Source organism: Rhizobium sp. CG4, from assembly GCF_023701965.1.
GTDB lineage: Bacteria > Pseudomonadota > Alphaproteobacteria > Rhizobiales > Rhizobiaceae > Agrobacterium.
Map to the genome: position 1 here is coordinate 134,582 of NZ_JABAEG010000010.1, position 25,795 is coordinate 160,376.

At 56.5% G+C, this 25,795-nt stretch carries 28 protein-coding genes; 12 read left to right on the forward strand and 16 right to left on the reverse strand.

The window, feature by feature from the left end; all coding sequences use genetic code 11:
• Nucleotides 1-4: 4 nt before the first annotated feature.
• From metG to HGO37_RS23450, 5 genes are all read right to left on the reverse strand, one after another.
• Nucleotides 5-1,555: a methionine--tRNA ligase gene (gene metG / locus HGO37_RS23430; protein WP_192491004.1), complete on the reverse strand. Its 1,551-nt coding sequence runs from the start codon at nt 1,553-1,555 to the stop codon at nt 5-7.
• Between the two features lie 130 nt (nt 1,556-1,685).
• The gene (locus HGO37_RS23435) at nt 1,686-2,708 is read right to left on the reverse strand and encodes a DNA polymerase III subunit delta' (RefSeq protein WP_250985481.1); all 1,023 of its coding nucleotides are present in this window, start codon (nt 2,706-2,708) and stop codon (nt 1,686-1,688) included.
• A complete protein-coding gene (tmk, locus tag HGO37_RS23440; protein WP_502941455.1) occupies nt 2,705-3,376 on the reverse strand; it encodes a dTMP kinase in 672 nt (223 codons plus the stop codon). Before tmk ends, HGO37_RS23435 begins: the two co-directional genes overlap by 4 nt.
• 91 nt (nt 3,377-3,467) lie before the next feature.
• Nucleotides 3,468-4,640, reverse strand: coding sequence for a D-alanyl-D-alanine carboxypeptidase family protein (locus HGO37_RS23445; RefSeq protein ID WP_250985483.1), 1,173 nt, complete (start codon nt 4,638-4,640; stop codon nt 3,468-3,470).
• A gap of 98 nt (nt 4,641-4,738) precedes the next feature.
• Complete coding sequence (locus HGO37_RS23450) at nt 4,739-5,584, reverse strand: septal ring lytic transglycosylase RlpA family protein (protein ID WP_441296635.1); 846 nt, start codon at nt 5,582-5,584, stop codon at nt 4,739-4,741.
• Between HGO37_RS23450 and HGO37_RS26645 the strand changes: the two genes are divergently transcribed.
• The gene (locus HGO37_RS26645; RefSeq protein WP_464040335.1) at nt 5,583-5,873 is read left to right on the forward strand and encodes a hypothetical protein; all 291 of its coding nucleotides are present in this window, start codon (nt 5,583-5,585) and stop codon (nt 5,871-5,873) included. The two genes, HGO37_RS23450 and HGO37_RS26645, sit on opposite strands and share 2 nt — an antisense overlap.
• 124 nt (nt 5,874-5,997) lie before the next feature.
• Here HGO37_RS26645 and tgt read toward each other — a convergent pair whose 3' ends face one another.
• The 6 genes from tgt to HGO37_RS23480 all read right to left on the reverse strand — a co-directional run bounded on the left by tgt (nt 5,998) and on the right by HGO37_RS23480 (nt 10,604).
• The gene (gene tgt, locus HGO37_RS23455) at nt 5,998-7,128 is read right to left on the reverse strand and encodes a tRNA guanosine(34) transglycosylase Tgt (protein WP_192490999.1); all 1,131 of its coding nucleotides are present in this window, start codon (nt 7,126-7,128) and stop codon (nt 5,998-6,000) included.
• On the reverse strand, nt 7,128-8,234 hold the full coding sequence (gene queA, locus HGO37_RS23460; protein WP_250985485.1) for a tRNA preQ1(34) S-adenosylmethionine ribosyltransferase-isomerase QueA: 1,107 nt from the start codon (nt 8,232-8,234) through the stop codon (nt 7,128-7,130). The genes tgt and queA overlap by 1 nt, the downstream gene beginning before the upstream one ends.
• Before the next feature lie 74 nt (nt 8,235-8,308).
• Entirely contained in the window at nt 8,309-8,818 is a 510-nt protein-coding gene (locus HGO37_RS23465; RefSeq protein WP_192490997.1) for a peptidylprolyl isomerase, read from the reverse strand.
• Between the two features lie 35 nt (nt 8,819-8,853).
• Nucleotides 8,854-9,423, reverse strand: a complete 570-nt coding sequence (locus HGO37_RS23470) for a peptidylprolyl isomerase (RefSeq protein ID WP_250985486.1) — start codon at nt 9,421-9,423, stop codon at nt 8,854-8,856.
• Nucleotides 9,424-9,456: 33 nt separating this feature from the next.
• A complete protein-coding gene (gene coaD, locus HGO37_RS23475; RefSeq protein WP_250985487.1) occupies nt 9,457-9,957 on the reverse strand; it encodes a pantetheine-phosphate adenylyltransferase in 501 nt (166 codons plus the stop codon).
• Between the two features lie 257 nt (nt 9,958-10,214).
• Nucleotides 10,215-10,604, reverse strand: a complete 390-nt coding sequence (locus tag HGO37_RS23480) for a hypothetical protein (RefSeq protein WP_250985488.1) — start codon at nt 10,602-10,604, stop codon at nt 10,215-10,217.
• A gap of 431 nt (nt 10,605-11,035) precedes the next feature.
• Between HGO37_RS23480 and HGO37_RS23485 the strand changes: the two genes are divergently transcribed.
• The 9 genes from HGO37_RS23485 to HGO37_RS23520 all read left to right on the forward strand — a co-directional run bounded on the left by HGO37_RS23485 (nt 11,036) and on the right by HGO37_RS23520 (nt 18,548).
• Nucleotides 11,036-11,215, forward strand: a complete 180-nt coding sequence (locus HGO37_RS23485) for a hypothetical protein (RefSeq protein WP_192490993.1) — start codon at nt 11,036-11,038, stop codon at nt 11,213-11,215.
• A 43-nt stretch (nt 11,216-11,258) separates the two neighbouring features.
• Entirely contained in the window at nt 11,259-11,393 is a 135-nt protein-coding gene (locus HGO37_RS26420; RefSeq protein WP_256435727.1) for a hypothetical protein, read from the forward strand.
• 318 nt (nt 11,394-11,711) lie between these two features.
• Complete coding sequence (locus tag HGO37_RS23490; RefSeq protein WP_250985489.1) at nt 11,712-13,604, forward strand: SurA N-terminal domain-containing protein; 1,893 nt, start codon at nt 11,712-11,714, stop codon at nt 13,602-13,604.
• Between the two features lie 21 nt (nt 13,605-13,625).
• Entirely contained in the window at nt 13,626-14,639 is a 1,014-nt protein-coding gene (gene trpD, locus HGO37_RS23495) for an anthranilate phosphoribosyltransferase (protein WP_250985490.1), read from the forward strand.
• 30 nt (nt 14,640-14,669) lie between these two features.
• Nucleotides 14,670-15,485 carry an indole-3-glycerol phosphate synthase TrpC gene (trpC, locus tag HGO37_RS23500; RefSeq protein WP_192490990.1) on the forward strand — a complete coding sequence of 272 codons (816 nt, stop codon included), beginning with the start codon at nt 14,670-14,672 and terminating at the stop codon, nt 15,483-15,485.
• A 12-nt stretch (nt 15,486-15,497) separates the two neighbouring features.
• Nucleotides 15,498-15,989, forward strand: a complete 492-nt coding sequence (moaC, locus tag HGO37_RS23505) for a cyclic pyranopterin monophosphate synthase MoaC (RefSeq protein WP_192490989.1) — start codon at nt 15,498-15,500, stop codon at nt 15,987-15,989.
• A gap of 2 nt (nt 15,990-15,991) precedes the next feature.
• Entirely contained in the window at nt 15,992-17,206 is a 1,215-nt protein-coding gene (locus tag HGO37_RS23510; RefSeq protein WP_250985491.1) for a molybdopterin molybdotransferase MoeA, read from the forward strand.
• A 55-nt stretch (nt 17,207-17,261) separates the two neighbouring features.
• Complete coding sequence (locus tag HGO37_RS23515; RefSeq protein WP_250985492.1) at nt 17,262-17,951, forward strand: fumarylacetoacetate hydrolase family protein; 690 nt, start codon at nt 17,262-17,264, stop codon at nt 17,949-17,951.
• A 69-nt stretch (nt 17,952-18,020) separates the two neighbouring features.
• Nucleotides 18,021-18,548 carry a gamma carbonic anhydrase family protein gene (locus HGO37_RS23520; RefSeq protein ID WP_250985493.1) on the forward strand — a complete coding sequence of 176 codons (528 nt, stop codon included), beginning with the start codon at nt 18,021-18,023 and terminating at the stop codon, nt 18,546-18,548.
• 23 nt (nt 18,549-18,571) lie between these two features.
• On the opposite strand, the gene HGO37_RS23525 is transcribed toward HGO37_RS23520, so the two are convergent.
• The 4 genes from HGO37_RS23525 to HGO37_RS23540 are packed head-to-tail and all read right to left on the reverse strand — an operon-like array spanning nt 18,572 to nt 21,301.
• Nucleotides 18,572-19,078 carry a GNAT family N-acetyltransferase gene (locus HGO37_RS23525; RefSeq protein WP_250985494.1) on the reverse strand — a complete coding sequence of 169 codons (507 nt, stop codon included), beginning with the start codon at nt 19,076-19,078 and terminating at the stop codon, nt 18,572-18,574.
• Nucleotides 19,079-19,096: 18 nt separating this feature from the next.
• Entirely contained in the window at nt 19,097-19,501 is a 405-nt protein-coding gene (gene zur / locus HGO37_RS23530; protein ID WP_192490985.1) for a zinc uptake transcriptional repressor Zur, read from the reverse strand.
• A complete protein-coding gene (gene znuB, locus HGO37_RS23535) occupies nt 19,498-20,325 on the reverse strand; it encodes a zinc ABC transporter permease subunit ZnuB (RefSeq protein WP_250985495.1) in 828 nt (275 codons plus the stop codon). The genes zur and znuB overlap by 4 nt, the downstream gene beginning before the upstream one ends.
• The gene (locus tag HGO37_RS23540) at nt 20,318-21,301 is read right to left on the reverse strand and encodes an ATP-binding cassette domain-containing protein (protein ID WP_250985496.1); all 984 of its coding nucleotides are present in this window, start codon (nt 21,299-21,301) and stop codon (nt 20,318-20,320) included. The genes znuB and HGO37_RS23540 overlap by 8 nt, the downstream gene beginning before the upstream one ends.
• Nucleotides 21,302-21,403: 102 nt before the next feature.
• Between HGO37_RS23540 and znuA the strand changes: the two genes are divergently transcribed.
• Nucleotides 21,404-22,426 (forward strand): zinc ABC transporter substrate-binding protein ZnuA, encoded by a 1,023-nt coding sequence (znuA, locus tag HGO37_RS23545; protein WP_250985497.1) that lies wholly within the window; start codon nt 21,404-21,406, stop codon nt 22,424-22,426.
• 529 nt (nt 22,427-22,955) lie between these two features.
• Nucleotides 22,956-23,993, forward strand: a complete 1,038-nt coding sequence (locus HGO37_RS23550; protein WP_250985498.1) for a GlxA family transcriptional regulator — start codon at nt 22,956-22,958, stop codon at nt 23,991-23,993.
• A 92-nt stretch (nt 23,994-24,085) separates the two neighbouring features.
• Here HGO37_RS23550 and HGO37_RS23555 read toward each other — a convergent pair whose 3' ends face one another.
• A complete protein-coding gene (locus HGO37_RS23555) occupies nt 24,086-25,561 on the reverse strand; it encodes an NAD(P)H-hydrate dehydratase (protein WP_250985499.1) in 1,476 nt (491 codons plus the stop codon).
• Nucleotides 25,562-25,795: the final 234 nt, after the last annotated feature.

A 25,795-nucleotide genomic window follows, 5' to 3' on the forward strand; every position in this document is an offset into this window, starting at 1 on the left:
TACCTTACGCTTCCGGCGCCACATAACGCGGGAAAACGGGTGTCGGTGCCTCAAGCGGTGTGCCGGGCACCAGACGTCCCGCCTCACCCAGTGCTGCAAAGTCGCGCTTGTCAGCCGGTGCTGCCACCAGATCCAGCAGCTTTGCCGTGCTGTCAGGCATGAATGGCTGCAACAGAAGCGCAATCTGACGCACGACTTCCGCCGTCACGTAAAGCACAGTGCCCATACGCTCCGGGTCGGTCTTCTTCAGCGCCCATGGCTCCTGACCGGCAAAATAACGGTCGGTTTCAGACACAACGGCAATGATTGCGGCCAGTGCCTTGTGGATCATCTGCTTGCCCATTTCGTCGCGGCAGATTTCGAGCAGCGCATCGGCAGACGCCAGCATCGCCTTATCTTCATCGGTGTAAGCGCCCGGTGCCGGAATCTTGCCATCGCAATTCTTGACGATCATCGACAGCGAACGGCTGGCGAGGTTGCCAACGCCATTGGCAAGGTCGGCATTGATACGGATGCCAATGCCTTCTTCGCTGTAGCTGCCGTCCTGGCCGAAGGAGACTTCGCGCAGGAAGAAATACCGCACCTGATCAAGACCGAAATGGTTCACCAGATTGACAGGATCAACCACGTTGCCGAGCGACTTCGACATCTTCTCGCCCTTGTTGAGCAGGAAGCCGTGGGCAAAGACGCGCTTTGGCAAAGGCAGACCGGCGCTCATCAGGAATGCAGGCCAGTAAACGGCGTGGAAACGAATGATGTCCTTGCCGATGATATGCACGTCGGCTGGCCAGTACTTGGCGCGTGGGCCATCCTTGTCTTCAATGTAACCGGTGGCGGTAATGTAGTTGGTCAGCGCGTCCACCCACACATACATGACGTGTGCGGGATCATTCGGCACCTTGATACCCCAGTCAAAGGTGGTGCGCGACACCGAAAGGTCACGAAGGCCAGATTTGACGAATGAGATCACTTCGTTGCGACGCTCGGCCGGACCGATGAAGTCTGGGTTTTCTTCGTAAAGCTTCAGCAGCTTGTCCTGGTATTCGGACAGTTTGAAGAAATAGCTTTCTTCCTGAACCCACTCCACCGGCGTGCCCTGCGGCCCGTAACGTACGCCATCGGCGCGCACTTCGGTTTCGTCTTCGCCATAATAGGCTTCGTCACGCACGGAATACCAGCCGGCATAACTGTCCTTGTAGATGTCGCCGTTGTCGGCCATCAGGTTCCAGATATTGCGCGATGTCTCGTGGTGACGCTCTTCGGTGGTGCGGATGAAATCGTCATTGGACGCGTTCAGCAGCTTGCCCATGTCACGGAACTGGTCGGAATTGCGCTGCGCCAGTGCTTCCGGCGTAATGCCCTCTGCCTTGGCGGTCTGCTGCATCTTCTGGCCATGCTCGTCGGTTCCGGTCAGAAAGAACACATCACGACCGTCCAGACGCTGGAAACGCGCCATGGCATCGGTTGCGATCAGCTCATAGGCGTGGCCGATATGCGGCTTGCCATTGGGGTAAGAAATCGCGGTGGTGATATAAAAAGGTGTCTTGTCTGTCATGACGGCTATCAGCTTTACACTATGTTTCCTAGGTAAACCGCTCATAGCCTATTGTTCGCACAAGCGAAACACCAACTTGGACGCGACGGGGCTTTTTATCTGACCTGAGATGACGTGAGCCAGCGCGTAGTCAGCGCTGCATTTCCTCGAGAATGGAAAGCACAGTCTGCTTGCGGTCAAGGTTATAGGCCTGCGCAATGGTGATGCGTTCACCGATCGAGGATGATAGCCGGGCGTGATAGTCGGCCGCATGCAGGTCACCAGCCAGCGCTGCTGCCTTGGCGCGAGCAATCAGTTCCTCGCTGGCATAATCCATAAAGAAGCTCAAAACCGTGTCGCTGTCCTTCTGCGACAGCACATCGGCCAGCTTGTGCATGGATTTTCTGGCGGCAGGCCCCGTATTGCTCATGATCGCGCCAAAGGCTTCGATAATGTCGGCGCCGCCATAGTTCAGCAGTTTCAGCGCTTGCGCCACGCTGCCACGCGCCGCCGTCAGCAACTCGGCCTTCTTGTCGTCAGGCACACCAACACCGAGATTGGCCAGAGAGCGTTCCAGATTACCATCATCAAGCGGGTTGAGTTTCAAAGGCAGGCAGCGCGAGCGGATGGTTGGCAGCAACTTGCCCGGTGCATGCGACAGCACCAGAAACATCGCACGTTTCGGCGGTTCTTCCAATATCTTCAAGATAGCATTGGCGGCGTTGCGGTTCAGGTCGTCGGCGGGATCGATGATCACGATACGCCAGCTGCCGGTGCCCGAGGTCTGCGAAAAGAAATGCCCGGCACGGCGCACTTCATCGACGGTGATCGCAGACTTCACCCGGCCGGTCTTTTCATCGACCGGACGCGACAGGTGCAGCAGGTTATGGGACGCACCGGACATGATCTGACGGCTGACCGCACTGTCAGGCACGGGATCAGCAATCACTTCAGGTGCGCTGGCCGGATCAGGATAGGACAGAATGTGGTTGGCAAAGCGGAAGGCAAGCGTTGCCTTGCCAATGCCTTCAGGTCCCTCGACCAGAATGGCATGGTGGCCTTTACCGGAGCGGTAGGAAGTTGCCAGAAACTGTTCAGCCTCGGCATGTCCGAAAAGCTTCGTGTTCTGCGCCGGTGGAATGGCACCTTCGAGAACGCCGGGAATGTCGCTCATTTCGATGCCTGCTTCTGCGCAGCTGGTGTGTTCAGCAATGGCTCAACCATCGCCCATACATCTTCCGCCACCTGTTCCAGCGGCTGCTCGGCATTGATCACCCGGCAACGACGCGGATCGGCAAGCGCAATATCCAGATAGGCTTCACGGCGCTTTTCATGCGTCTCGATCTCTTCCTTCTCGAAACGGTCAGGCACCGCACCGTCGTCAGCACGCTTACGTGCACGTGCAAGGCCTGCCGCTGCGGGAATGTCAAATATCAGGGTCACGTCGGGCATAAAGCCGTCGACCGCAATACGCTGTAATGTCTCGATAAAGTCCGGTTCAAGATTGCCTGTGGTGCCCTGATAAACACGCGAGGAATCCAGAAAACGGTCGCAAAGAACAACGGTGCCTTTTTCAAGCGCCGGGCGAATAACCTCTTCCACATGGTCGTTGCGCGCAGCAGCAAACAGGATTGCCTCCATGCGCACGCCGAAGGATTCTGCAGCACCGGACAGCAGCACATGGCGCACGGCTTCTGCACCGGTCGAGCCGCCCGGCTCGCGGGTGATGATAACGTCGAGGTCGCGCTCACGCAGTTGCTCTGCCAGCATGCGAATCTGCGTGGATTTTCCGGCGCCCTCGCCACCTTCAAAGGTTATGAACAATCCACGTTTATCGGACAATTTCAGCATTCCCGTTTGCTTGATCGGCAAATCATCAATTTTCAAGCATAGTTGAATATTAGGTGGGCGACCAGTCGCAACACCGGTGTTGTTATAACCAGAAGAACAGAAGCTCCATAAGCGCATCTCCGGCGTTTTGCGAAAGAGTACCCTTTTCCACAGACGCGGTTGTGACCAGCGGAACCTCGCGAAGCAAGCGGTCACCGGCAAAAATCTGCAAGGTACCGACCGTAAAGCCGGGCTCTACCGGCGCGTTGAGCGGCCAGTGGTAGACAATATTGCCGGTCAGGCGGTCCGGATTGTTGATCGGCACGACAATATTGACCGGCTCTGCCACCGCAACATCGATTGACGACTGCGTACCACCGTAAACACTGACGGCACCCACGGTCTCGCCCTTGGTGTAGAGTGTGCGTTTCTGAAAACTCGTCAGGCCCCATTCCACCACACGGCGGGTTTCTTCAAACCGCACCTTGTCATCGGGCAGACCGGCCATGCCAAGATAGATGCGGCGGCCGTCACGCTCGGCAGAGGCAACAACGGCAAAACCATTGGCCTGATCGAAACCAAGTCCCAACCCGTCAATGCCCGGTGCCGCACCCAGAACCGTGTTCTTGTTGCGCTGGTAGATCTTGTTCCACTCGAAATCCGGCTTGGTGAACAGGCTGTAAAATGCCGGAAAGGTCTGGTGCAGGTGCTGCGCCAGCACCACCATATCCTTGACCGTGGTCTTGTTGCCGGGGTCCGGCAGACCGGTTGAGTTGGTGAATGCGCTGTGTTCCAGCCCCAGCTCAACGCCGCGCTCGGTCATGCGTTTGGCAAAATTGGCGTCAGAGCCGGTCATGCCTTCGGCCAGAATGATGCAGGCATCATTGGCATTCTGCACGATGATGCCGGTCAACAGATCCTTGACGGGGATTTGGGATTTCAGCGCCGCAAACATGGTGGAGGTGCGCGATGGCGCGCCGCCGGTGCGCCAGGCATATTCCGATACGGCGTAGGTTTGCGTGGGGCTCAGTTCGCCCTTCACCACCGCATCCAGCACCAGATCTACGGTCATCAGCTTGGAAAGCGAGGCAGGCGGAAACACCTCCTCCTCATTTTGCGACAAAAGCACCGTGCCGGTTTCGGCATCAATGACATAGGCCTGTTTCGCCTTGACGGTAAAGGCGGCTGTCTGGGCATGCGCCACCACCGGCTCAACAACCGTACCTGTTACCAGAACGGCCAAAAGACAAAGGGAATGGAGTGTGGTCTTACGCATGAAAGGCCCGAATCGTCGTCTCATTTTTGCGATGATACGCATTGAACCCTGTCTGGCGGTTAAAGCGTACCGCCAGATCAATGACCCGTGAACAGATATTACTGTCTGGCCTGCTTCTTTTTCACAAAGCTGAGAATGGACTGCTCTGTCAATTCGCCACGATCGCCCGTCAAAACCTGCTGGAACACGGCTTCAGTCTTGGAGGTCGTGTCATTGTCGGCAGAATAGGCGGCGGCATATTTGGCCGATGGCAGTCTCAGATAGTTGCTATCCGGACGCTGCTGCACGAAGGGGCCAATTTCCGGCAGTACCATAAATTGCTCGTAGCCCTGCTGCGACTGCGCGGCAGGCGCTGCATTGGCAAACGGTGTCGGCGCCTGCAGCGTATGGCTTGGCGTATTGCCAACCAGCGATGTCTGCGCAGAGCCGGAATAGGTTGGATTGAAGGATGGCACCGGAATGTTATCCCGCGAGGCGGACGCCACCATCACACCGGTTGCAATCTGCCCCTCCGGGTTCACAGCCGGGCTGCGCGACCCCTTCGGAATATAGGATGCCATCAGATACGGCATGTCATGGCCGTCCATGCGGGCACGACCCACATATTGCACACGCACATTGGCAGTGCCGGTGCGTTTCATGTCGAGAAGTTCAGCCGTCTTGCTGGAAACGTCGATGATGCGGCCTTCATGGAACGGCCCACGGTCATTGACGCGAACAATGACCGAGGAGCCGTTTTCAGTATTGGTAACGCGGGCATAGCTAGGTAGCGGAAATGTCGGGTGCGCACCCGAGAGATGATCAGAATCGTAAACTTCGCCATTCGCTGTCAGGCGACCGTGGAAGGCAGAGCCATACCACGAGGCCAGACCACTCTTGTCATAACCGGGATCTTCCTTCGGAAAATACCGGCGGCCTTTCACTGTATATGCATCACCGACCATGAAGCGCCCGCCCCCTTTGGGAACGTTTTTGCCTGTGGCCACGCGAGGACTTGCCTTCACGCCATACTCGGATTCGGAGAAGTATTCCTTGCTCCGTGTTTTCTTCTTAGGCTCGGATGTTGTTGAACAGGATGCCGTCGCCACACACAAAGCTGCGACCGCGAAAAATCTTGCGCTCAATCCGAATTTATTGCCGTCAAAAGTCAAAACTACGCCCCATCCTGCTGTCTGGCCAGCTTCCACACTGGCCGCGATGCTTGATGGTATTGACCTGCCACCAAGCGTCTAACAGATGCTTAATCTTGTGGACAACATGGCGAAAATGCGAGTCCTGATGCCTTTTTCGGTAAAATTGTATTGGTTATGGTTAGCGACGGGTTAACGCAAGCCGGTTTCAACGGCCTGCCGTCACGTCAGATTGGGTCAATATCACCCTTGGCCCACATCTCCTGCGTTTCCGCATAAAAGTCCTCAAAACGCCCCTCTTCGATGGACTTGCGGATACCCTGCATCAGCTCCTGATAGTAGGCCAGGTTGTGCCAGGATAGCAGCATTCCGCCCAGTGCCTCGTTGGAGCGGGCAAGGTGATGCAGGTAAGCGCGCGAATAATCACGCGACGCCGGGCAGTTGGACTGTTCGTCCAGCGGGCGCATGTCTTCGGCATGGCGGGCGTTGCGAATATTGACGCGGCCACGACGGGTAAAGGCCAGACCATGACGGCCCGAACGGGTCGGCATCACGCAATCGAACATGTCGATACCGCGTGCCACAGACTTGAGGATATCGTCAGGTGTACCAACGCCCATCAGGTAACGTGGCTTTTCGCTTGGCAGCACCGGCAAGGTGGTGTCGAGCATGCGCAGCATCACTTCCTGCGGCTCACCCACGGCCAGACCGCCAACCGCATAACCCTTGAGGTCAAGCTGCTTCAGGCCTTCGGCCGAACGGATACGCAGTTCAGGAACATCACCGCCCTGCACGATACCGAACATCGCCTTGCCGGGCTGTTCACCAAAGGCCACACGGCAACGTTCTGCCCAGCGCAGCGACATTTCCATGGCGCGCTCGATTTCCCGCCGCTCGGCAGGCAGCGCCACACATTCGTCCAGCTGCATCTGTATATCGGAACCCAGGAGACCCTGAATTTCAATCGACCGTTCGGGCGACATGTGGTGCAGGCTGCCATCGATATGGCTCTTGAAGGTCACGCCCTGCTCGTCCAGCTTGCGCAGGCCAGACAGCGACATCACCTGAAAACCGCCACTGTCGGTCAGGATCGGGTGTTTCCAGCGGATCAATTCATGCAGACCGCCAAGGCGTGCCACGCGCTCCGGGCCTGGACGCAGCATCAGGTGATAGGTGTTGCCAAGAATGATGTCGGCGCCAAGATCACGGACCTGATCGAGATACATGGCCTTGACGGTGCCTACAGTGCCAACCGGCATGAAGGCCGGCGTGCGAATGACACCACGTGGCATGGCCACTTCGCCAAGACGGGCGCCAGCGCTGGTGGCCTTGAGGGTGAACGTAAATTTGTCGTGCATCAGTTTTTCCGGAAAAGCAGGCTGGAATCGCCGTAGGAATAAAAACGGTAGCCGGAGGAAATGGCGTGCGTGTACGCACGGCTCATCGTTTCCAGGCCACTGAACGCTGAAACCAGCATGAACAGTGTGGACCGCGGCAAATGGAAGTTTGTCATCAGCACATCAACCGCCTTGAAGCGGTAACCGGGCGTGATGAAAATGTCGGTGGAACCGGACCATGGCTGAATGGCGCCACTGTCGTCGGCTGCACTTTCAATCAGGCGAAGTGACGTCGTGCCAACGCAGATGATGCGCCCGCCCCGTGCCTTCACCGCATTAAGCTTGGCAGCCGTTTCCTCAGAGACATAACCAACCTCATGGTGCATGCGGTGGTCATTGGTATCGTCGGCTTTGACGGGCAGGAAGGTGCCAGCACCGACATGCAGCGTCACGAAGTGGCGCTCGATACCGGCCTTGTCCAGCGCCTCAAACAGCTCTGGCGTAAAATGCAGACCGGCGGTCGGGGCGGCAACCGCACCTTTTTCCCGCGCATAAATGGTCTGGTAATCGGTCTGGTCCTGGTCATCTTCAGGACGCTTGGCCGCAATATAGGGCGGCAATGGAATATGGCCGACTGACGCAATCGCCTCATCGAGAGCCGGACCGGAAAAATCGAACAGCAGGGTGATTTCACCCTCCTCGCCCTTTTCCTCGACGGTCGCATCCAGCGTGCCAATCAGGCAGGCCTCACCATGCCCCTCACCGGTACCAGTACCGAAACGGATGCGGTCTCCGGCCTTGATTCGTTTGCCGGGTTTGGCAAAGGCTTTCCAGCGCGAGGCACCAACCCGCATGTGCAGCGTCGCAGAAACCGGCGTTTCCGGCGCACCTACGCGCAGGCGTACACCTTCAAGCTGGGCTGGAATAACGCGCGTGTCGTTAAACACCAGCGCATCGCCCGGCTTCAGAAACGTTGGCAGGTCAATGACGCTGTGGTCAGACAATTCTGTCGCTACGGCCCCAGTATTCGGATCAACCACCAGCAGGCGTGCGCTATGGCGCGGATTGGCCGGGCGCAGCGCAATATTTTCATCTGGCAGGTCGAAATCGAACAGGTCTACACGCATTTCAAGACTCTCAAAAAAACATCAAAACCCGCCCCGCATGCCTGCGAAGCGGGTTCTGCTGTCAAAATCGCAAATCAGGCTTCGGAAGCCAGACGGATCGAAACGATGGAATCAGGATCGCGAACAGGTTCGCCACGCTTGATCTTGTCGACAACTTCCATGCCTTCAATAACCTGGCCCCAGACCGTGTACTGCTTGTTCAGCCAAGGAGCGTCGGTGAAGCAGATGAAGAACTGCGAGTTGGCGGAGTTCGGGTTCTGCGAACGGGCCATCGAGCAGGTGCCGCGAATGTGCGAGGTTGCGGAAAACTCGGCCTTCAGGTCCGGCTTGTCGGAACCACCCATGCCAGCGCGGGCCGGGTTGAAGTTTTCAGAACCCTGCTTGCCGAACTGCACGTCGCCGGTCTGCGCCATGAAGTCTTCGATAACGCGGTGGAAAACAACGCCGTCATATGCCTTTTCCGCAGTCAGTTCCTTGATGCGGGCAACGTGACCAGGGGCAACTTCGGGAAGAAGCTGGATAACAACCTTACCCTTGGTGGTTTCCATGATCAGGGTGTTCTGCGGATCTTTGATCTCGGCCATTTTTATCTCCTTCAATCGGGCTTTCTGGCCCTGTTTCAGTTTTTGCCGACAGTGACTTTAATCATTCTGTCCGGGTCGGAAACTTCGCCGTTGCCGCCTTCGCCACGCTTGATCTTGTCAACCGCTTCCATGCCGGAAACGACCTTGCCAACCACGGTGTACTGGCCGTTCAGGAACGGACCCTGATCGAACATGATGAAGAACTGCGAATTGGCGGAATTCGGGTTTTGCGAACGGGCCATGCCAACCGTGCCACGCTCAAACGGTGTCTTTGAAAATTCTGCAGGAATATCCGGCAGCTTGGAACCGCCTGTGCCAGCGCGACGGGCGTTAAAGCCGTTTTCCATGTCGCCAAATTCCACGTCGCCAGTCTGCGCCATGAAACCGTCGATCACGCGGTGAAATGCAACATTGTCATATTCACCGGCCTTGGCCAGTTCCTTGATCTGCGCAACGTGCTTTGGTGCAACTTCCGGCATAAGCTGGATAACCACCGGACCATCCTTCAGCTGAATGGTCAGGAAGTCGTCATCGGCAGCCACCGCATTGGTGATGGCCGCGCCAAGAAAGAGTGCGCCAGCAAGGGCAAGGTGAAGCAATTTCATATCAAGCTCCGGAATTCATTAATGTGAACCAGGTCAACTCTGGCGTTTGAATTTACCACTCAGCGCATCAAGCACTGCGGTCGGTACAAAGGCAGAAACATTGCCTCCCATGGCAGCGATCTGGCGAACCAATGTGGCGGTAATGGGTCGTGATGCGCTTCCGGCCGGAATGAATACGGTCTGTATATCCGGAGCCATCTGCCTGTTCATGCCAGCCATCTGCATTTCATAATCCAGGTCGGTACCATCGCGCAGACCGCGCAGCAAAATGCTGGCACCGTGTTTGCGGGCGGCATCCACCACCAGATTATCAAAGGAGACGACTGAAATACGGTGTGCGGCATCAGGCAGCGCCTGAACAAGCGAATCCTTGATCAGCCCTGCCCGTTCTTCGAACGAAAAAAGCGGTGTTTTGCCGGGATGGATGCCAACGGCCACGATGACGCTGGATGCAATATTCAGCGACTGGACGAGTACATCCAGATGTCCATTGGTCATCGGGTCAAAAGACCCAGGGTAAAAAGCAACCGTCATTTCGCTCTCAAGCCAGTACGATGTCGCCGCCTTTTGTCATGGACAGCAGCGCATCGCAAGAGTTTTGCCGTTTCTTGCAACCATACACGCGGTTGCGACGCCATATTTGGGGCATCCCGCACAAAGCCGCAACCTGTGACACCGCACTTACCCGACAAAGCAGTCAAAATTTCTATGTCCTACAGACATCTGAGGATAGCCCGTTGCCGTTTTCAGACACCTGCTGAAGGCCGGCCAACATGGATACAGACGCCACTCTACCCACCAACCTGCAACAATGCGCCATCCAGAAGCGCACGCACCTCATCGAGGACATCGCCGCGCGTCACATCCACATGCGTGATCTGCGACGCCGCGTCGGAAAAGCGATAAAACTCATATTGGTTTTCATTCACCTCGATCTCGCAGATAGATTCGGTCGAACTCCAGCAAAGACGAATGTTAGGCCAATACCCAAGACAGACCTTATCGGGCACAGGATATCGATCCGAGACAAAACGGATCAGCACACGTGTATTTTCAAATGTGTCTTGTTGAATGTCGGACTTGGCAGCCACGAGCTCATGAACCGCCGATTCAACATCAGCCCATGAGGCAAAGACTTTTGGCAACGTTTTGATGTCGTTTCCGCGGACCGCGTCAATCATTCCCAATCCTTAATGTAAAAGCTTTGGAACTAAAACCAGTTCTGGAACTTGTTGCAGTGACCACATGACAATTACACGTCTTATCTGTCAGCACCCCATGCTGAACGGCACATGAATGCATCATTCAGGGCTGTTTCAGCGCCGCTCCTCTAGACCTGTCTTCGGGCTAGACGTTGTCGAAAGACATCAGGGGTAAAGGGATTACGTAACGTGATTATCGTGTTGGTTTTGGGTGCCATAGCCGTTTCGTTTGCCGTTGAATACGCGCTCTACGGTGAACGATTTTAAGGCAGGCCTCCGAGAAAGATGAACGCCAGATGAACGGACCATTCAAGGAAGCTTCAGAGGCGGGATGCTAATCGATTTTTATGATGGCGCGAACAACGCGACAATGATGGGCAAAACGACCCACTCGAGGAAGGAATAAACATATGTTTATCAAGGGAAAACAGTCAACTTCGACCAAGATTGGTGCAATCAGCACAGCCTGGATGGTTCTGGTGTTTACCATGTTGGCCACCACATTTACCCTTTATGAACAACAAATCGAAAAACAGGGTCCTGAATTCCCGCAGGTTTCCTCCCGTTATCAATATATGAACTACTACTGAGGTAGGCGAGGAACATCGCCAAGCCTTTGTGGAGTACCCGGCTATGTTCGTTATCCTTACAGCACTTGCAGCATTGATAAGTTTGATGTTCATGGCCTCGTTTATTACCGCCCTGACAGAACTGAAACGTGAACATGAAGAGGTTCGCGCCGTTCTGGAGCGTAACAAGCCATTTTAAGTTTGATCGACGCGAATCTGATCGCTTAGACGATAAAACATTGGCTTATGTCATTGGCCTTACGGCAAAGTTTTTGCCGCCCTCGCCCAACCGCGACGGGCGGCTTTTCATTGCCCGGTGAATAGCGCTTGACAGCACGGCCAAAGCCGCTTTGACACATGCGAAATCACCGCTGAGCAGCAAGATAAGATCATTGTGAATTCATTCACATTATTCTCTCGCGCATTTAGCCTTCAAATTCCTCAAGGATTGTTCTAAGGAACCCGCAACAATCAACTCGTGGCTATGCCAGAGTGAAAAGACGAGGTTTGCCTGACGATGCTCGATTCCCTGCGAAATGCTTCCAAAACGATGGCCGCAAAACTGCTGCTTTTGCTTCTTGTGGTTTCCTTCGGTGTGTGGGGTGTTTCGGCCTCGCTGGTTACATCAGCCTCGAACTCGGTGGTGACGGTTGGCGATCAGACGGTTTCGCCGAATGATTTCCGCCTTGCCTACCAGCGCCAGATCTCGGATCTGAGCCGCCAGTTTGGCACCCGGTTGACGACCGAACAGGCCAAGGCCTTCGGTATTGATCGGCAGGTGTTTAGCCAGCTTGCAGCCGGTGCAGCCCTCGACCAGCTTTCCGAAGACATGAACCTTGGTCTGTCTGAAGATCGTTTGGCCTCGCTGATCGCCGAAGACCCGGCATTCCGCTCGGTAAACGGCCAGTTTGACCGTAACCTGTTCAGTGAGCGTCTGCGCAACTCCGGTCTGCGCGAAGACGATTACATCCAGGAAAGAAGCAAGGTCGCTGTTCGCAGCCAGATCGTCGACGCCGTATCGGATGGCTTTACCGCACCGAAGGTGCTGGTCGATGCGCTCAAGCAGTACCGCAATGAACGTCGCTCTATCGACTACCTCATTCTGTCCAACGCCAATATCGACCCGGTCAAGGCACCGGCCGACGATGTCTTGGCTGCATGGTTTGAAGGTGTGAAGAACCGTTACCGCGCGCCGGAATACCGCAAGTTCTCCTACGTCAAGCTGGAACCGTCGGATATTGCCGATGCATCCGCTGTGACCGAAGCGCAGATCGATGAGTACTATAACGGCCACAAGGACAGCTTCCGCACCGCAGGCCGCCGCACCATCGAACAGATCGTGTTCCCGAATCGCGAAATGGCAGATGCCGCTGCAACGCAGCTGCGTGAAGGCACCACCACCTTCGATCAGGTCGTGAAGGATCAGGGCAAGACACCAAACGACGTGATGCTTGGCGAGTTCACCAAGGACACCATGCCTGACCAGTCGATTGCTGCCGACGCTTTTGCTGTCCAGAAGGACGGCGGCGCAACCGGCGCACTCAGCGGCGCATTTGGCCCGGTTATCCTGCGCGTATCCGGCATCAAGCCTGAAACCGTCAAGACACTCGACGAATCCCGCGAACAGATCAGAACCGAACTGGCAACGGCCGCAGCCGTAGACCAGATCAACAGCGTTCATGACCGTTATGAAGACCTGCGCGCTTCGGGTTCCTCGTTGGCCGACGCTGCAAACCAGCTGAACCTCAAGGCCGTCACCGTTGCTGCCGTCGACACCACAGGTCTTGACGACAAGGGTGATGCGGTCAAGGACCTGCCGGCACCTTCGCTGGTGACCGAAGTGTTCAAGACTGAGCCGGGCGCAGAATCACTGCCAATCAACCTTGGCCGTGAAGGTTATGTCTGGTTCGACGTTGAGCAGATCATCCCTGAGCGTGACCGCACACTGGCGGAAGTTCGGGAAGACGCACAGGCTGACTGGACTGCCGAACAGCAGAAGGCAGCGCTGGCCACCAAGGCAGACGAGCTGAAAGCCCGCCTTGAAAAGGGTGAGACACTGGCAGCCATTGCCGACGATCTCGGTATTGTGGTTGAAAACAAGACTGGCCTGAAGCGTAACAGCGAAGACGCCGTTCTTGGTGCCCAGGCTGTGACTGCCGCCTTCTCCGGTCCGGTTGGAGCCACTGCCAGCACTCCGGGTGCCGATGGCGAATCCCGCATCCTGTTGCAGGTTACAGCCGTTGATGCAGACGCCCTGCCCGACGCACTCAACAATGACGACCAGCAGCTGACCGCCATGGCGCAGGCCGCTGGCGACGATATCCTGGATCAGATGGTCAACCGTCTGCAGTCCGATTATGGTGTGACGATCAACCAGGCCGCAGCCGATCAGGCAATGGTTGGTTTTTGATCCCGGGGGGAGCATTTCGAAATGGCTGAGTTGAAACCGCTTATCGCAAAGGTGGCAAACGGCGAAAGCCTGACAAAGGAAGAATCTCGAAGCGCCTTCGACATTCTGATGTCCGGTGAAGCCACCCCTTCCCAGATAGGCGGTTTCCTGATGGCGCTTCGGGTGCGCGGCGAAACGGTTGATGAAATCGTCGGCGCCGTATCGTCGATGCGCTCCAGAATGCTCACCGTCAAAGCGCCTGAAACGGCCGTTGATATCGTTGGTACCGGTGGCGATGGCATCGGTACCTATAACATTTCCACCCTGGCAGCGCTGATCGTTGCCGGTGCAGGCGTGACCGTTGCCAAACATGGCAACCGCGCACTCAGCTCCAAGTCCGGCACAGCCGATGCGTTGTCCAATCTTGGCGTCAAGCTGGATAACGGCCCGCAGCAGATCGAAAACTGCATTGCCAATGCCAATATCGGTTTCATGTTTGCCCAGATGCACCACAGTTCGATGCGCCATGTTGGCCCATCACGCGTCGAGCTTGGCACACGTACGATTTTCAACCTGCTCGGCCCGCTGTCCAATCCGGCTGGCGTGAAAAAGCAGCTGCTTGGCGTGTTTGCGCACAAGTGGGTGGTGCCGCTGGCTGAAGTGCTGCGCGATCTCGGCTCCGAACATATCTGGGTCGTCTACGGCGACGGCATGGACGAAATCACCACCACGGGCACAACCCATGTTGCCGCCCTTGAAGATGGCAAGATCAGAACCTTCGAACTGACACCGAAAGATTTTGGTGTGCCGGTTGCACAGATGGACGATTTGAAGGGCGGAGACGGCCTCGTCAACGCCGCAGCCCTCCGCGACGTGCTGTCCGGCAAACGCAATGCCTACCGCGATATCGCGCTGTGCAATGCCGCTGCTGCACTGGTCATTTCTGGCAAAGCCGGCACCATTGCTGACGGTATGCGGCTTGCCTCTGCCTCCCTTGACGATGGTAATGCGACACTGGCGCTTGAGCGGCTGGTCGCGGTATCGAACGAAGCGTAATATTTGCCCACGAAGGCCAGAGACAAAGCCATGAGCGACATTCTGAAAAAGATCGAGCTGTACAAGCGTGAAGAAATCGCTGCGGCCAAGGCAAAAGTCTCTCTGGCCGATCTTCAGGCCATGGCTAAGGACCAGAGCGCACCGCGCGGGTTCTACAAGGCATTGCAGCAGAAACAGGCTGACGGCAAGTTCGGCCTGATTGCCGAGATCAAGAAGGCAAGCCCGTCCAAGGGTCTGATCCGCCCGGATTTTGATCCACCGGCACTGGCCCGCGCCTATGAAGCCGGTGATGCTGCCTGTCTTTCCGTGCTGACCGACACGCCAAGTTTTCAGGGTGCACCGGAGTTCCTGACAGCAGCACGCGAAGCCTGCGGCCTGCCGGCCCTGCGCAAGGATTTCATGTTCGAAACCTATCAGGTGCACGAAGCCCGCGCCTGGGGTGCCGATTGCATTTTGCTGATCATGGCATCGCTGTCCGATGATGAGGCAAAGCGCCTTGAAGACGAGGCCTTTGGCCTTGGCATGGATGTTCTGGTGGAAGTGCACGACGCCGAAGAAATGGAGCGCGCGTTGAAACTGGCCTCTCCGCTGGTTGGCATCAACAACCGCAACCTGCGCACCTTCGAAGTGACGCTTGAAACAAGTGAAAAGCTGGCCGGCATGGTGCCTTCCGACCGTCTGCTGGTCGGTGAAAGCGGCATCTTCACCCATGAGGATTGCCTGCGCCTGCAAAAGGTCGGCATCAGCACCTTCTTGGTCGGCGAAAGCCTGATGCGCAAGGACGACGTGACCGCAGCAACCCACACACTGCTGACCGGACAGGCAAATATACAGGCCGCAGAATAAGGGGTATCCCTCGTGAACGCAGGTGACAAACTCTCCCATATCAGCGCTTCCGGCGAGGCGCATATGGTTGATGTCGGTGACAAGAACGAAACCGTTCGTGTCGCCAGCGCCGAGGGTTATGTGCGCATGCAGCCGGAGACCCTGCGCATCATCCGCGAGGGTGATTCCAAGAAGGGCGATGTCATTGGCACCGCCCGCATTGCCGGCATCATGGCCGCCAAACAGACGTCCAATCTCATTCCGCTGTGTCATCCGCTGATGCTGAGCAAGGTTTCCGTCGACATTACCGAAGACGATGATCTGCCGGGCCTGCGCGTGCGCGCCACCGTCAAACTGACCGGCAAGACCGGTGTTGAAATGGAGGCGCTGACCGCCGTGTCCGTGACTTGCCTTACCATTTACGACATGGCCAAGGCGGTCGATAAGGCTATGGAAATTGGCGGCATTGTCGTGTCTGAAAAGACCGGCGGAAAATCCGGGGACTATAAACGTCAGGAGAACTAGACGTGTCATTGCTGCCAGTAGAAGACGCTTTGGACCGATTGCTGTCGCGCGCAAAGCCTGTCCTTGAAACGGAATCGGTGCTGCTGGCCTCTGCTGATGGACGTATTCTCGGTGAAGATGTCACTGCCCGGCTGACCCAGCCTCCGTTCAATTCCTCCGCCATGGATGGTTATGCGCTGCGGGCCGAAGACGCGCCTCAACTCCGTTCGGTCCTGACCGTCATCGGCACGGCGTCGGCTGGTCACGCCTTTGACGGCACGGTAGGCAAGGGTGAGGCGGTGCGGATCTTCACCGGCGCACCGGTGCCTGAAGGCGCCGACACCATTCTCATTCAGGAAGATGCCGACCTGCTGGATAATAATCAGATCCGCAGCACGTTCGACGTGGTCAGGGATCGCCATATCCGCCCAAAGGGCCAGGACTTCATGGAAGGCGAAGTGGTTCTTCAAAAAGACCGACTGCTGTCCTTTGCCGATGTGACGGTTGCCGCTGGCATGAACCATGCGGAACTGCGTGTTTATCGCAAGCCGCTGGTTGCCATTCTTGCCACCGGTGACGAATTGGTGCAGCCGGGCAGCGTGCCAAAAAGCGATCAGATCATTGCCTCCAACACCTTTGGTGTGGCGGCTATTGCCCGCAACGCCGGTGCAGAGGTGCTGGATCTCGGCATTATCAGCGACGACAAGGAACTGATCGGCAAAGCCATCGAGCGCGCCATAACCGCCAAGGCCGACGTGCTGGTGACACTGGGCGGTGCATCGGTCGGTGATCATGATCTGGTGCAGGCCAGCCTCAAGGCCAAGGGCATGGAGCTGGATTTCTGGCGCATTGCCATGCGCCCCGGCAAACCGCTGATGGTCGGCGCCATCGACACCATGCAGGTGCTTGGCCTGCCCGGAAACCCAGTTGCCAGTCTGGTGTGCAGCCTGCTGTTTCTGGAGCCTCTGGTGCAGAAACTGGCGCGCACGCCTTTGCGCCGTCGCGAGGTTCAGGCCGTGACCGAAACCGACCTTAAGGCCAACGACCACAGGCAGGATTACATGCGTGCCACGCTGACCATCCGTGACGATGGTACGCTGGTGGCAAAAAATTTCGACAAGCAGGATTCATCGATGATGAAGACGCTGGCCAATTCCCACGCATTGATTGTGCGCCCGCCCAACGCCCCGCCATTGAAGGCCGGAGATCCCTGCCCGATTATTCTGCTTCGCATTTAGACACCCCGCCCCTTTGCCCCACCCTTCGGGCAACTCCTTTCGGAAGGACATTTCCATGGCTGAGACTGTTATCCCCGCACCCAAGCCGGTGACCTTGCCTGTTGCCGGAACGGACAGCGTGTTTCCGGTACGCCGCGTTTATTGCGTTGGCCGCAACTATGCCGACCACGCCATTGAAATGGGCCATGATCCGTCACGCGAGCCGCCGTTCTTTTTCCAGAAGAACGCCGATAACCTGCTGCCCGCAGGTCAGAACTTTCCCTATCCGTCACTGTCATCAAACGTGCATTACGAAGTGGAATTTGTCGTTGCGCTGAAAAAGGGCGGCGAAAACATTGCCGTTGAAGACGCGCTGGATTGCGTCTGGGGTTATGCTGTCGGTATCGACATGACCCGCCGTGATGTGCAGGACGTTGCCAAGAAGATGTCGCGCCCATGGGAAGCAGCCAAGGCCTTTGAAGCCTCTGCACCGGTCTCGGCACTGGTTGCTGCAACTGACGCCGGCCACCTCGATCAGGGCGCTATCTGGCTTGATGTCAACGGCACACGCCGCCAGTCTGGCGATCTCAACCAGATGATCTGGAAAGTGCCTGAGATCATTGCTGAACTGTCCAAGCTGTTTGTGCTTGTGCCCGGCGATGTCATCATGACCGGAACGCCGGCCGGGGTTGGCGGCGTCGTTGCCGGTGACGTGATGGAATGTGGTGTTGATGGCATCGGCACACTGACCGTCAAGGTCGCCTGATCCGTCACGAAAACAGCCTAATCCCGAAACCGTTTCATGTTTCGGGAGATATGTGGGAGGAGAAACATCATGCCGATTTACCGCCTTGGCGACAACGCACCAACGCTGCCGGACGCTGACCGCTACTGGGTGGCGCCGGATGCCAATGTCATTGGCTTGGTAACGCTGGGCAACGATGTCGGCATCTGGTTTGGCGCCACGCTGCGCGGTGATAACGAACCGATCACAGTGGGTGCCGGCACCAACATTCAGGAAGGCGTGATGGTCCATAGCGACCCCGGTTTTCCTGCCACCATCGGTGAAGGTTGCACCATCGGCCACCACGCCATCGTGCATGGCTGTACCATTGGCGACAACTCGCTGGTCGGCATGGGCGCGACTATTCTCAACGGTGCAAAGATCGGCAAGAACTGCCTGGTCGGCGCCAATGCACTGATCACCGAAGGCAAGGAATTTCATGACAATTCGCTGATTGTCGGCTCACCTGCCCGCGTCATTCGTACACTTGATGATGATGCCATTGCCGGGCTGAAACTCTCGGCGCAGAAATATATCGGCAACTGGAAGCGGTTTGCGAAAGACTTGCACGAGATCTGAACTTTGTCAGGCCACCACAGCCATCAAAGGACGCGCTTTAACACGTCGTTCCTATAGGCCTGATCCTGAATACGGAAATCCGTGGTTCCGACCTTTTCAAACCCCTGTCTCAGGTAAAAGCCGATTGCCGGGGCATTTTCGGAGTTTGTCGTCAGCCATACAGAAGCGCTGCCGGACTGGCGCGCAAACGCCAGCCCCTGTTCCAGCAACAGCAATCCAATACCTTTGCCGTGATGACGCGGCTGCACATAGAGGGTAGATATTTCGGTTGTTGAGCAGTTGGCAACCGGTGCCACCTGCCCTTCACTGACCCGGATAAATCCGTCCAAGCCGTCCTCGTTTTCCGACACCCAGATATGTTCTTTCGGATTTTCCAGCAGCGCAGAAAACCGCGCGGCAGTAAATTCAGTCAGCGCGTAGTCGGCAAAAAACGCATTCACACCGCGCCTGAGGTAGGTACCCCGCCAAACTTCGATCGAAATGGCCGCAAGAATGGCAGCGTCAGACGGGCGCGCTATCCGTATGGTCAATGCACCGCTCCCGCAGCCTCAGGCCGCACAGGCCTCACAAAGCCCACGAATTTCGATCGTGGTCTTTTCCGCTTTGAACTTCTGGCCGTTGACCCAGGTCTGCAGGCGATGGTCGATCTCATGGTCATGGAATTCACTGACCTGACCACAGGAATTGCAAATGGCAAACGCCACGGTTCCATGGTGCGATGAACAGCAATCGGTCTGGGTGTGTGCACAGGCAACGAAGGCGTTGAGGCTTTCCAGCCGGTGTACCAGCCCGAATTCCACAAGCTTTTCAAGCGCGCGATACACCTGCAACGGCGCACGGAAACCATGGTCACGCAGCTTGTCCAGAATGTTGTAGGCACTGAGTGGCCCTTGCGAACCGGACAGCGTTTCAAACACAAGCGTCTGGTTTTTGGTCAGCGCTGGAGTAATCATGATGAACCTCCTTCATTCAATGGACGGGCATCGCGGTTTCTGCCGGGCGCCGGCAGCAGACTTAGAACAAAAAGAACCACCGCTGCAACCACGATTGACGGTCCGGACGGCGTATCAAAGTGAAGTGATCCAAACAGGCCACCAATCACCGCCACCATGCCGATCAGGGCGGAAAAAATCGCCATCATTTCCGGTGTAGACGAAAAGCGCCGTGCCGCCGCCGCCGGAATGATCAATAGAGACGTAATCAGCATGATACCGACAATCTTCATGGCAATAGCAATCACCAGCGCCATCAGCAGCATGAAAAACAGCTTGGTGCGCTCCGGCTTCAAACCTTCCGCTTCTGCCAGTTCTGCGTTGACGGTAGAAGCAAGCAGCGGTTTCCACAGATAGATGATCGCGCAGATCACCAATATACCGCCGCCCCAGATCATCTGGATATCGCTTGTCGTGACCGCCAGAATGTCACCGAACAGGAAGGCAATCAGGTCAATACGCACCCATGTCATGAACGCGACCAGCACCAGACCGAAGGCCAGCGCCGAATGCGAGAGAATGCCAAGCAGCGCGTCGGCGGACAGCGCCTGACGGCGTTGCAGGAACAGCAACAGCAGCGACACCAGCGTGGCGACGATGAACACGCTGACAATCAGATTGAGTTCAAACATCAGTGAAAGTGCCACGCCCAGCAGTGCCGAATGCGCCATCGTATCGCCGAAATAGGCCATGCGCCGCCAGACGACAAAGCAGCCCAAAGGGCCGGTCATCAAGGCGATGCCGAGACCAGCCACGATTGCCCGGATGAAAAAGTCGTCAAACATGTTTGTGGCTCCCGCCAGTCTGCTGATGCTGATGGTCGTGGTTATGGGCGTGACCCTCACCATGACTATGGTCGTGATCGTGGTTTCCACAGCCGCAACCATCGTCATGGGCATGTGTGTGGGCCTGGTCATGATGGGCATGGTCATGCTCACCATGATGGTGGCCGTCATGATGATGGCCATCATCGGGATGGCAATGTTCGGTTATCGAACCGTCACTGTGCTGCACACGCCCATCCGGCAGATGGGTATGATCGTGATGGTGGCTATAAACCGCAAGCGTCTTGGCCGCAGCCGTGCCGAACAACCGCATATATTCCGGGCTCTGGCTAACCGCCTGTGGCGTGCCGGTGCAGCACACATGGCCGTTGAGACAAATCACCGTATCGGTTTCAGCCATCACCACATGCAGATCATGCGAAATCAGCAGAATGCCGCAGTTGGTTGTTTTCTTTATGTTTTTAATCAGGTCATACAGCGCGATCTCGCCAGCGAAATCCACCCCCTGCACAGGCTCGTCCAGCACCAACAGGTCCGGTTTGCGGGCAATGGCACGCGCCAGCAGCGCACGCTGAAACTCCCCGCCCGAGAGATGCTGCACCTCGGCCCGCGACAGATGCAGAATGCCGGTCGCATCCAGCGCCCGGTCAATCTCCTTGGCAGGTAGATTGCCAGTCAGGGTAATAAGCCGCCGCACAGTCAATGGCATTGTCCAGTCAACGGACAGCTTTTGCGGCACGTAACCGATCTTCAGATCGCGGGTGCGCTCCACCCGGCCTTCCGATGGTTTCAACACACCGATCGCCATTTTTGCCGTGGTGGATTTGCCAGACCCATTCGGGCCGATCAGCGTGACAATCTCCCCCCGCCCGACCGAAAAGCCGACATTGCGGACAAGCCAGCGATTGCCGCGATAAATGCCGGCACCATGAAGGTGCACCAGCCTGTTGTCGTTTTTGCCGGGAGTATGGAGCATTCGTTTTTTTTCCAAAGTCGTTGTTGCAGATGCTTATTGCATACGTTATAGCATCACATCAATATATGTAATAACATTACATTTGTCTGCAAGAGGTCCAACATGCGTTCAATCACTGCCCTGCTTTGCCTGTCTGCCAGCGTTTTCAGCTATTCCAGCGCCATGGCTGCCCCCAATGTCGTTGTGTCGATAAAGCCCATTCATTCACTGGTCGCGGCGGTCATGGACGGTGTTGGCGAACCCAAACTCATCGTTGAAGGCGCAGCCTCCCCGCACACATATAGTCTGAAGCCCTCCAACGCCAAGACGTTGCAAGACGCCGATGTGGTGTTCTGGGTTGGCCATGGTCTGGAAGCCTTCCTGGAAAAGCCCCTTGAGGCTTTGGCCACCAAGGCAACGGTCATTGAACTGGAAGATGCCAAGGGTCTGGAAAAGCTGAAATTCCGTGAAGGCGGCGCTTTTGAAGCCCATGACCATGGTGATGAAGGTCACGGTGAGCACGCCCATGGGGATGAAGGTCACGACCACGCCCATGAAGAAGGTGAACACAAGGACGGAGAACACGCCCACGAGGCCGAGAAAGGTCATGATCACGCTGGCCACGACCACGGCGAATATGACATGCATCTGTGGTTGGACCCGATGAATGCCAAGGCCATGGCCGCTGCCATTGAAACGACGCTTATTCAGGCAGACCCGTCCAATGCCGCCAAATATCAGGAAAACGCCAAGAAGCTGATGGAGAACCTCGACAAGCTCGACACCGAGCTTGCTACGACGCTTGAACCTGTGAAGGACAAGCCATTCGTGGTGTTCCACGATGCCTACCAGTATTTCGAACACCGCTATAAGGTGCGCGTTGCCGGCTCCATCACCGTCAGCCCGGAAACCATGCCCGGTGCCGACCGCGTGCGCCAGATCCACGACAAGATCAAGAGCCTCAATGCGACCTGCGTGTTTGCAGAACCGCAGTTTGAACCGAAGCTGGTCAGGGTCGTGACCGAAGGCACTGACGCCAAGTCGGGAACGCTGGATCCGGAAGCAGCAACCTTCAAGGAAGGCCCATCGCTCTATTTCGACCTGATGCGCGGCATCGCCACCTCGATCAAGGATTGCCTGTCTTAACGACGGCAACATCATCGGCCAGAAACGGTTCAGCGGCTTTCGGCCGATGATTGCAGATGCTAGGGCGCACACAGCCTCACCCGACCTTCGTCATCATAGGGCTTTTCCCTAGGATGACGCCGAGAGCTCCGAAGACGCAACAATCGACGTCTGCTCACTCAACACCCCAATCATCTCCTCGCGCGCAACCCAATTGCCCATGTCGCATTTACGCAATCCGGCCCGTTGTGCCAAATTGAGAAGCATCAAGTTTCTCGCGTGAAAGATGCAGACAGCGGCAATCTGCCATTCATCAAATATCCTGAGTATAAAATGCAGGAAATGCCTGCAAAATGAACTCTCAAGGCGCGATTTTAATCTCGCCGCTGCCTATTTTGGATGCGTTGCATTTTGCCTGTATAATTTGGCCGCATAAAAATTAAAAATTGTCGCTCATTGGCGTGGTTTGCTATTATAATGTCGCAAACTGGATATCCAGTTCAAGGTTTCCAAGCAAGGAATTGTGCTTTCGCAACGGAGCATGGACACTATGAGCAAAATCGGCCCGAAAAAACGCTCGATAGTCTTTTTTCTCGTTCCTCAATTTACGATGCTGCCCTTCATGGGCGCAGTTGAGACATTGCGAATAGCCAACAGAATGCTGGGCTATGATGCCTATGAATGGCGGCTGGCCTCCGCTGACGGGCTGAAGGTCCAGTCCTCCGCTGGCATCTCTCTTGACGTCGATACCTCGCTCGCCGACGAGCGTCGCAATCTGAGTGGTGACAAGCGCTCCAACATGGTCATCGTCTGTTCGGGCATCGATATAGAGCAGTATCACAACAAGTCCGTGAATGCCTGGCTGCGCGAGGCCTATAACCGCGGAATCTCGGTCGGCAGCCTCTGTACCGCCGCCCATATTCTGGCACAGGCCGGCCTGCTGAATGGCAAGCGCTGCGCGATCCACTGGGAAAACCTGCCCGGCTTTTCGGAAAACTTCCCGCAGGTCGAGGTCTATGCCGACCTCTACGAGGTCGACAGCAACATCTACACCTGCGCCGGTGGCACGGCCTCACTGGACATGATGCTGAACCTGATCGGACAGGATTTTGGAGACAACCTCGTCAACCGCGTCTGCGAACAGCAATTGACTGACCGGGTGCGCAACCCGCGTGACCGCCAGCGCCTGCCGCTGCGGGCCCGGCTGGGCGTACAGAACGGCAAGGTGCTGTCGATCATCGAACTGATGGAAAGCAATCTGTCCGAACCGCTGTCGCTGCTTGATATTGCCGATGGTGCCGATCTGTCCCGCCGTCAGGTGGAGCGACTGTTCCGGCAGGAAATGGGCCGCTCACCAGCCCGTTATTACCTTGAAATCCGCCTTGACCGGGCGCGCCATCTGCTGGTGCAGTCGGCCATGCCGGTGGTCGAGGTGGCCGTTGCCTGCGGTTTTGTCTCCGCATCGCATTTTTCGAAGTGTTATCGCGAAATCTACAATCGTTCACCGCAGCAGGAGCGTGCGGAACGCAAGATTGTCGTGTCATCGCTGCGCAAGGAACCGATTGCCTTCATGTCCGGCCCGCACTAAACCTGACATACTGAATTGGCCCAGATTGACATGGGCCACACCAACAGGGGCAGAGCGGCAAAAGCCGCAAATGAAAACAACGATAAGGCGCATTACAAATAGGGTTTGACGGCGGCCAGAATGTCTTCTGCCGTACTGCCGTGACCGGCCCTCTGCCCCGCCTCACCATGCAACCATACTGCCGCTGCCGCCGCCTCAAAGGCTGGCACGCCCTGAGCCAGCAGGCCGCCAACAATGCCCGACAGCACATCACCGGAACCGGCCGTCGCCAGATTGGGCGGCGCATTGGCATTGATCAGTGCCCGACCATCCGGCGCGGCAATCACCGTATCGGCACCCTTGTAGATCACAACCGCATGCGAACGGGCGCTCGCTGCCCGCGCCTTCTCAACCTTGCTCAGGTGATCGTCGGCGGCAATGTCGGGAAACAGCCGGGCAAACTCACCCCCATGTGGCGTCATCACCCGTGGTGCCTGCGCTTTGGCAAACACCTCAAACAGCAAATCCGTCTCATCACGAAAGGCAGTAATCGCATCCGCATCCAGCACCAGTGCCTTGTCGGCCAATTCAGGCACGAACTGGCGGATCTTCTGCAGATCCGAAAAACCGGGACCGATGACAAATGTCGCATGACGACTGTCTGTTAGCCAGTCCTGCAGATGCTGCACAGTGTCGATTGCTGTCAGCATCACTGCGGTCAGCGTCGCAGCCAGAACCGGCAGGGCGTCGGACGGTGCTGCAACGGTCACAAGGCCAGCGCCGGTTTTCAAACCGGCACCCGCCGAAAGCCTTGCAGCACCAGTGGCATATTGCGGCCCGCAAAATACCGTCAGATGACCGCGTGTGAACTTGTGCGAAGCAGAACCGGGATGCGCCAAATGGTCCTGCCAGAACAGTGGATCATTTTGCGCCAGCCGGTCGCTATGTCGCTCCAGAATGCGCTGGGGAATGCCAATATCAAACACTTCGATCTCGCCGGCCAGTTCCCGACCCGGCATCAGCAGATGGCCGGGTTTGAGCGCCATGAAGGTTACGGTGTGGCGAGCTTTCAGCGCAGCGCCCAAAATCGTGCCACGCTGGCCACAGACACCCGACGGCAGGTCCGCAGCCACCACATCCAACTGTAGCCCGTTGATCGTTTCAAACAGCGCGGCCACGGTTTCCGGCACGTCACGTGACAATCCGGCCCCAAACAACGCATCAACAACCACATCGCCGACTTCAGGCGTATAGCTTTCCATCGGTTTGCTGTTGATGGGACAAGCCAGCATGGCGCGCCGCGCATCACCGCAGAGCCTGTCCTGACCACCCAAATGAAAAACAAGCGGTGCAGCACCGCAGGCAGCAAGGGCGGCCGCCGCCACATAACCATCGCCACCATTATTGCCCGGCCCGCACAGCACGATGTAACGCCCAGCCTCTGGGTAATGGCGCAGCACCAGTGCGGATATCGCCTGCCCTGCCCGCTCCATCAGCGCATAGGAGGAAAGCCCGCTATCGGCAGCATCCTTGTCGATGGCAGTCATGGCGGACGGGCTATAAAGGCAATGGCGAGCGGAAAACTTCATGCTGAATATTGATAGCAATTTGGCTGCCAAATCAATGTGCATAAAACAGGCAGGCCGCCTCGCCCAAATTATACGCAATTGACTATATTTTCATCAAATGACGATGCAATTAGCAAAATATAAACCGGCGAAAATTCATATGGAAAATACGAAATAATGACACATTAACGCACCATTTTTGGCAAAACAGTGCTGTTTTTTGATGCAAATCAGGTCAAACTACATTCGTTGGAT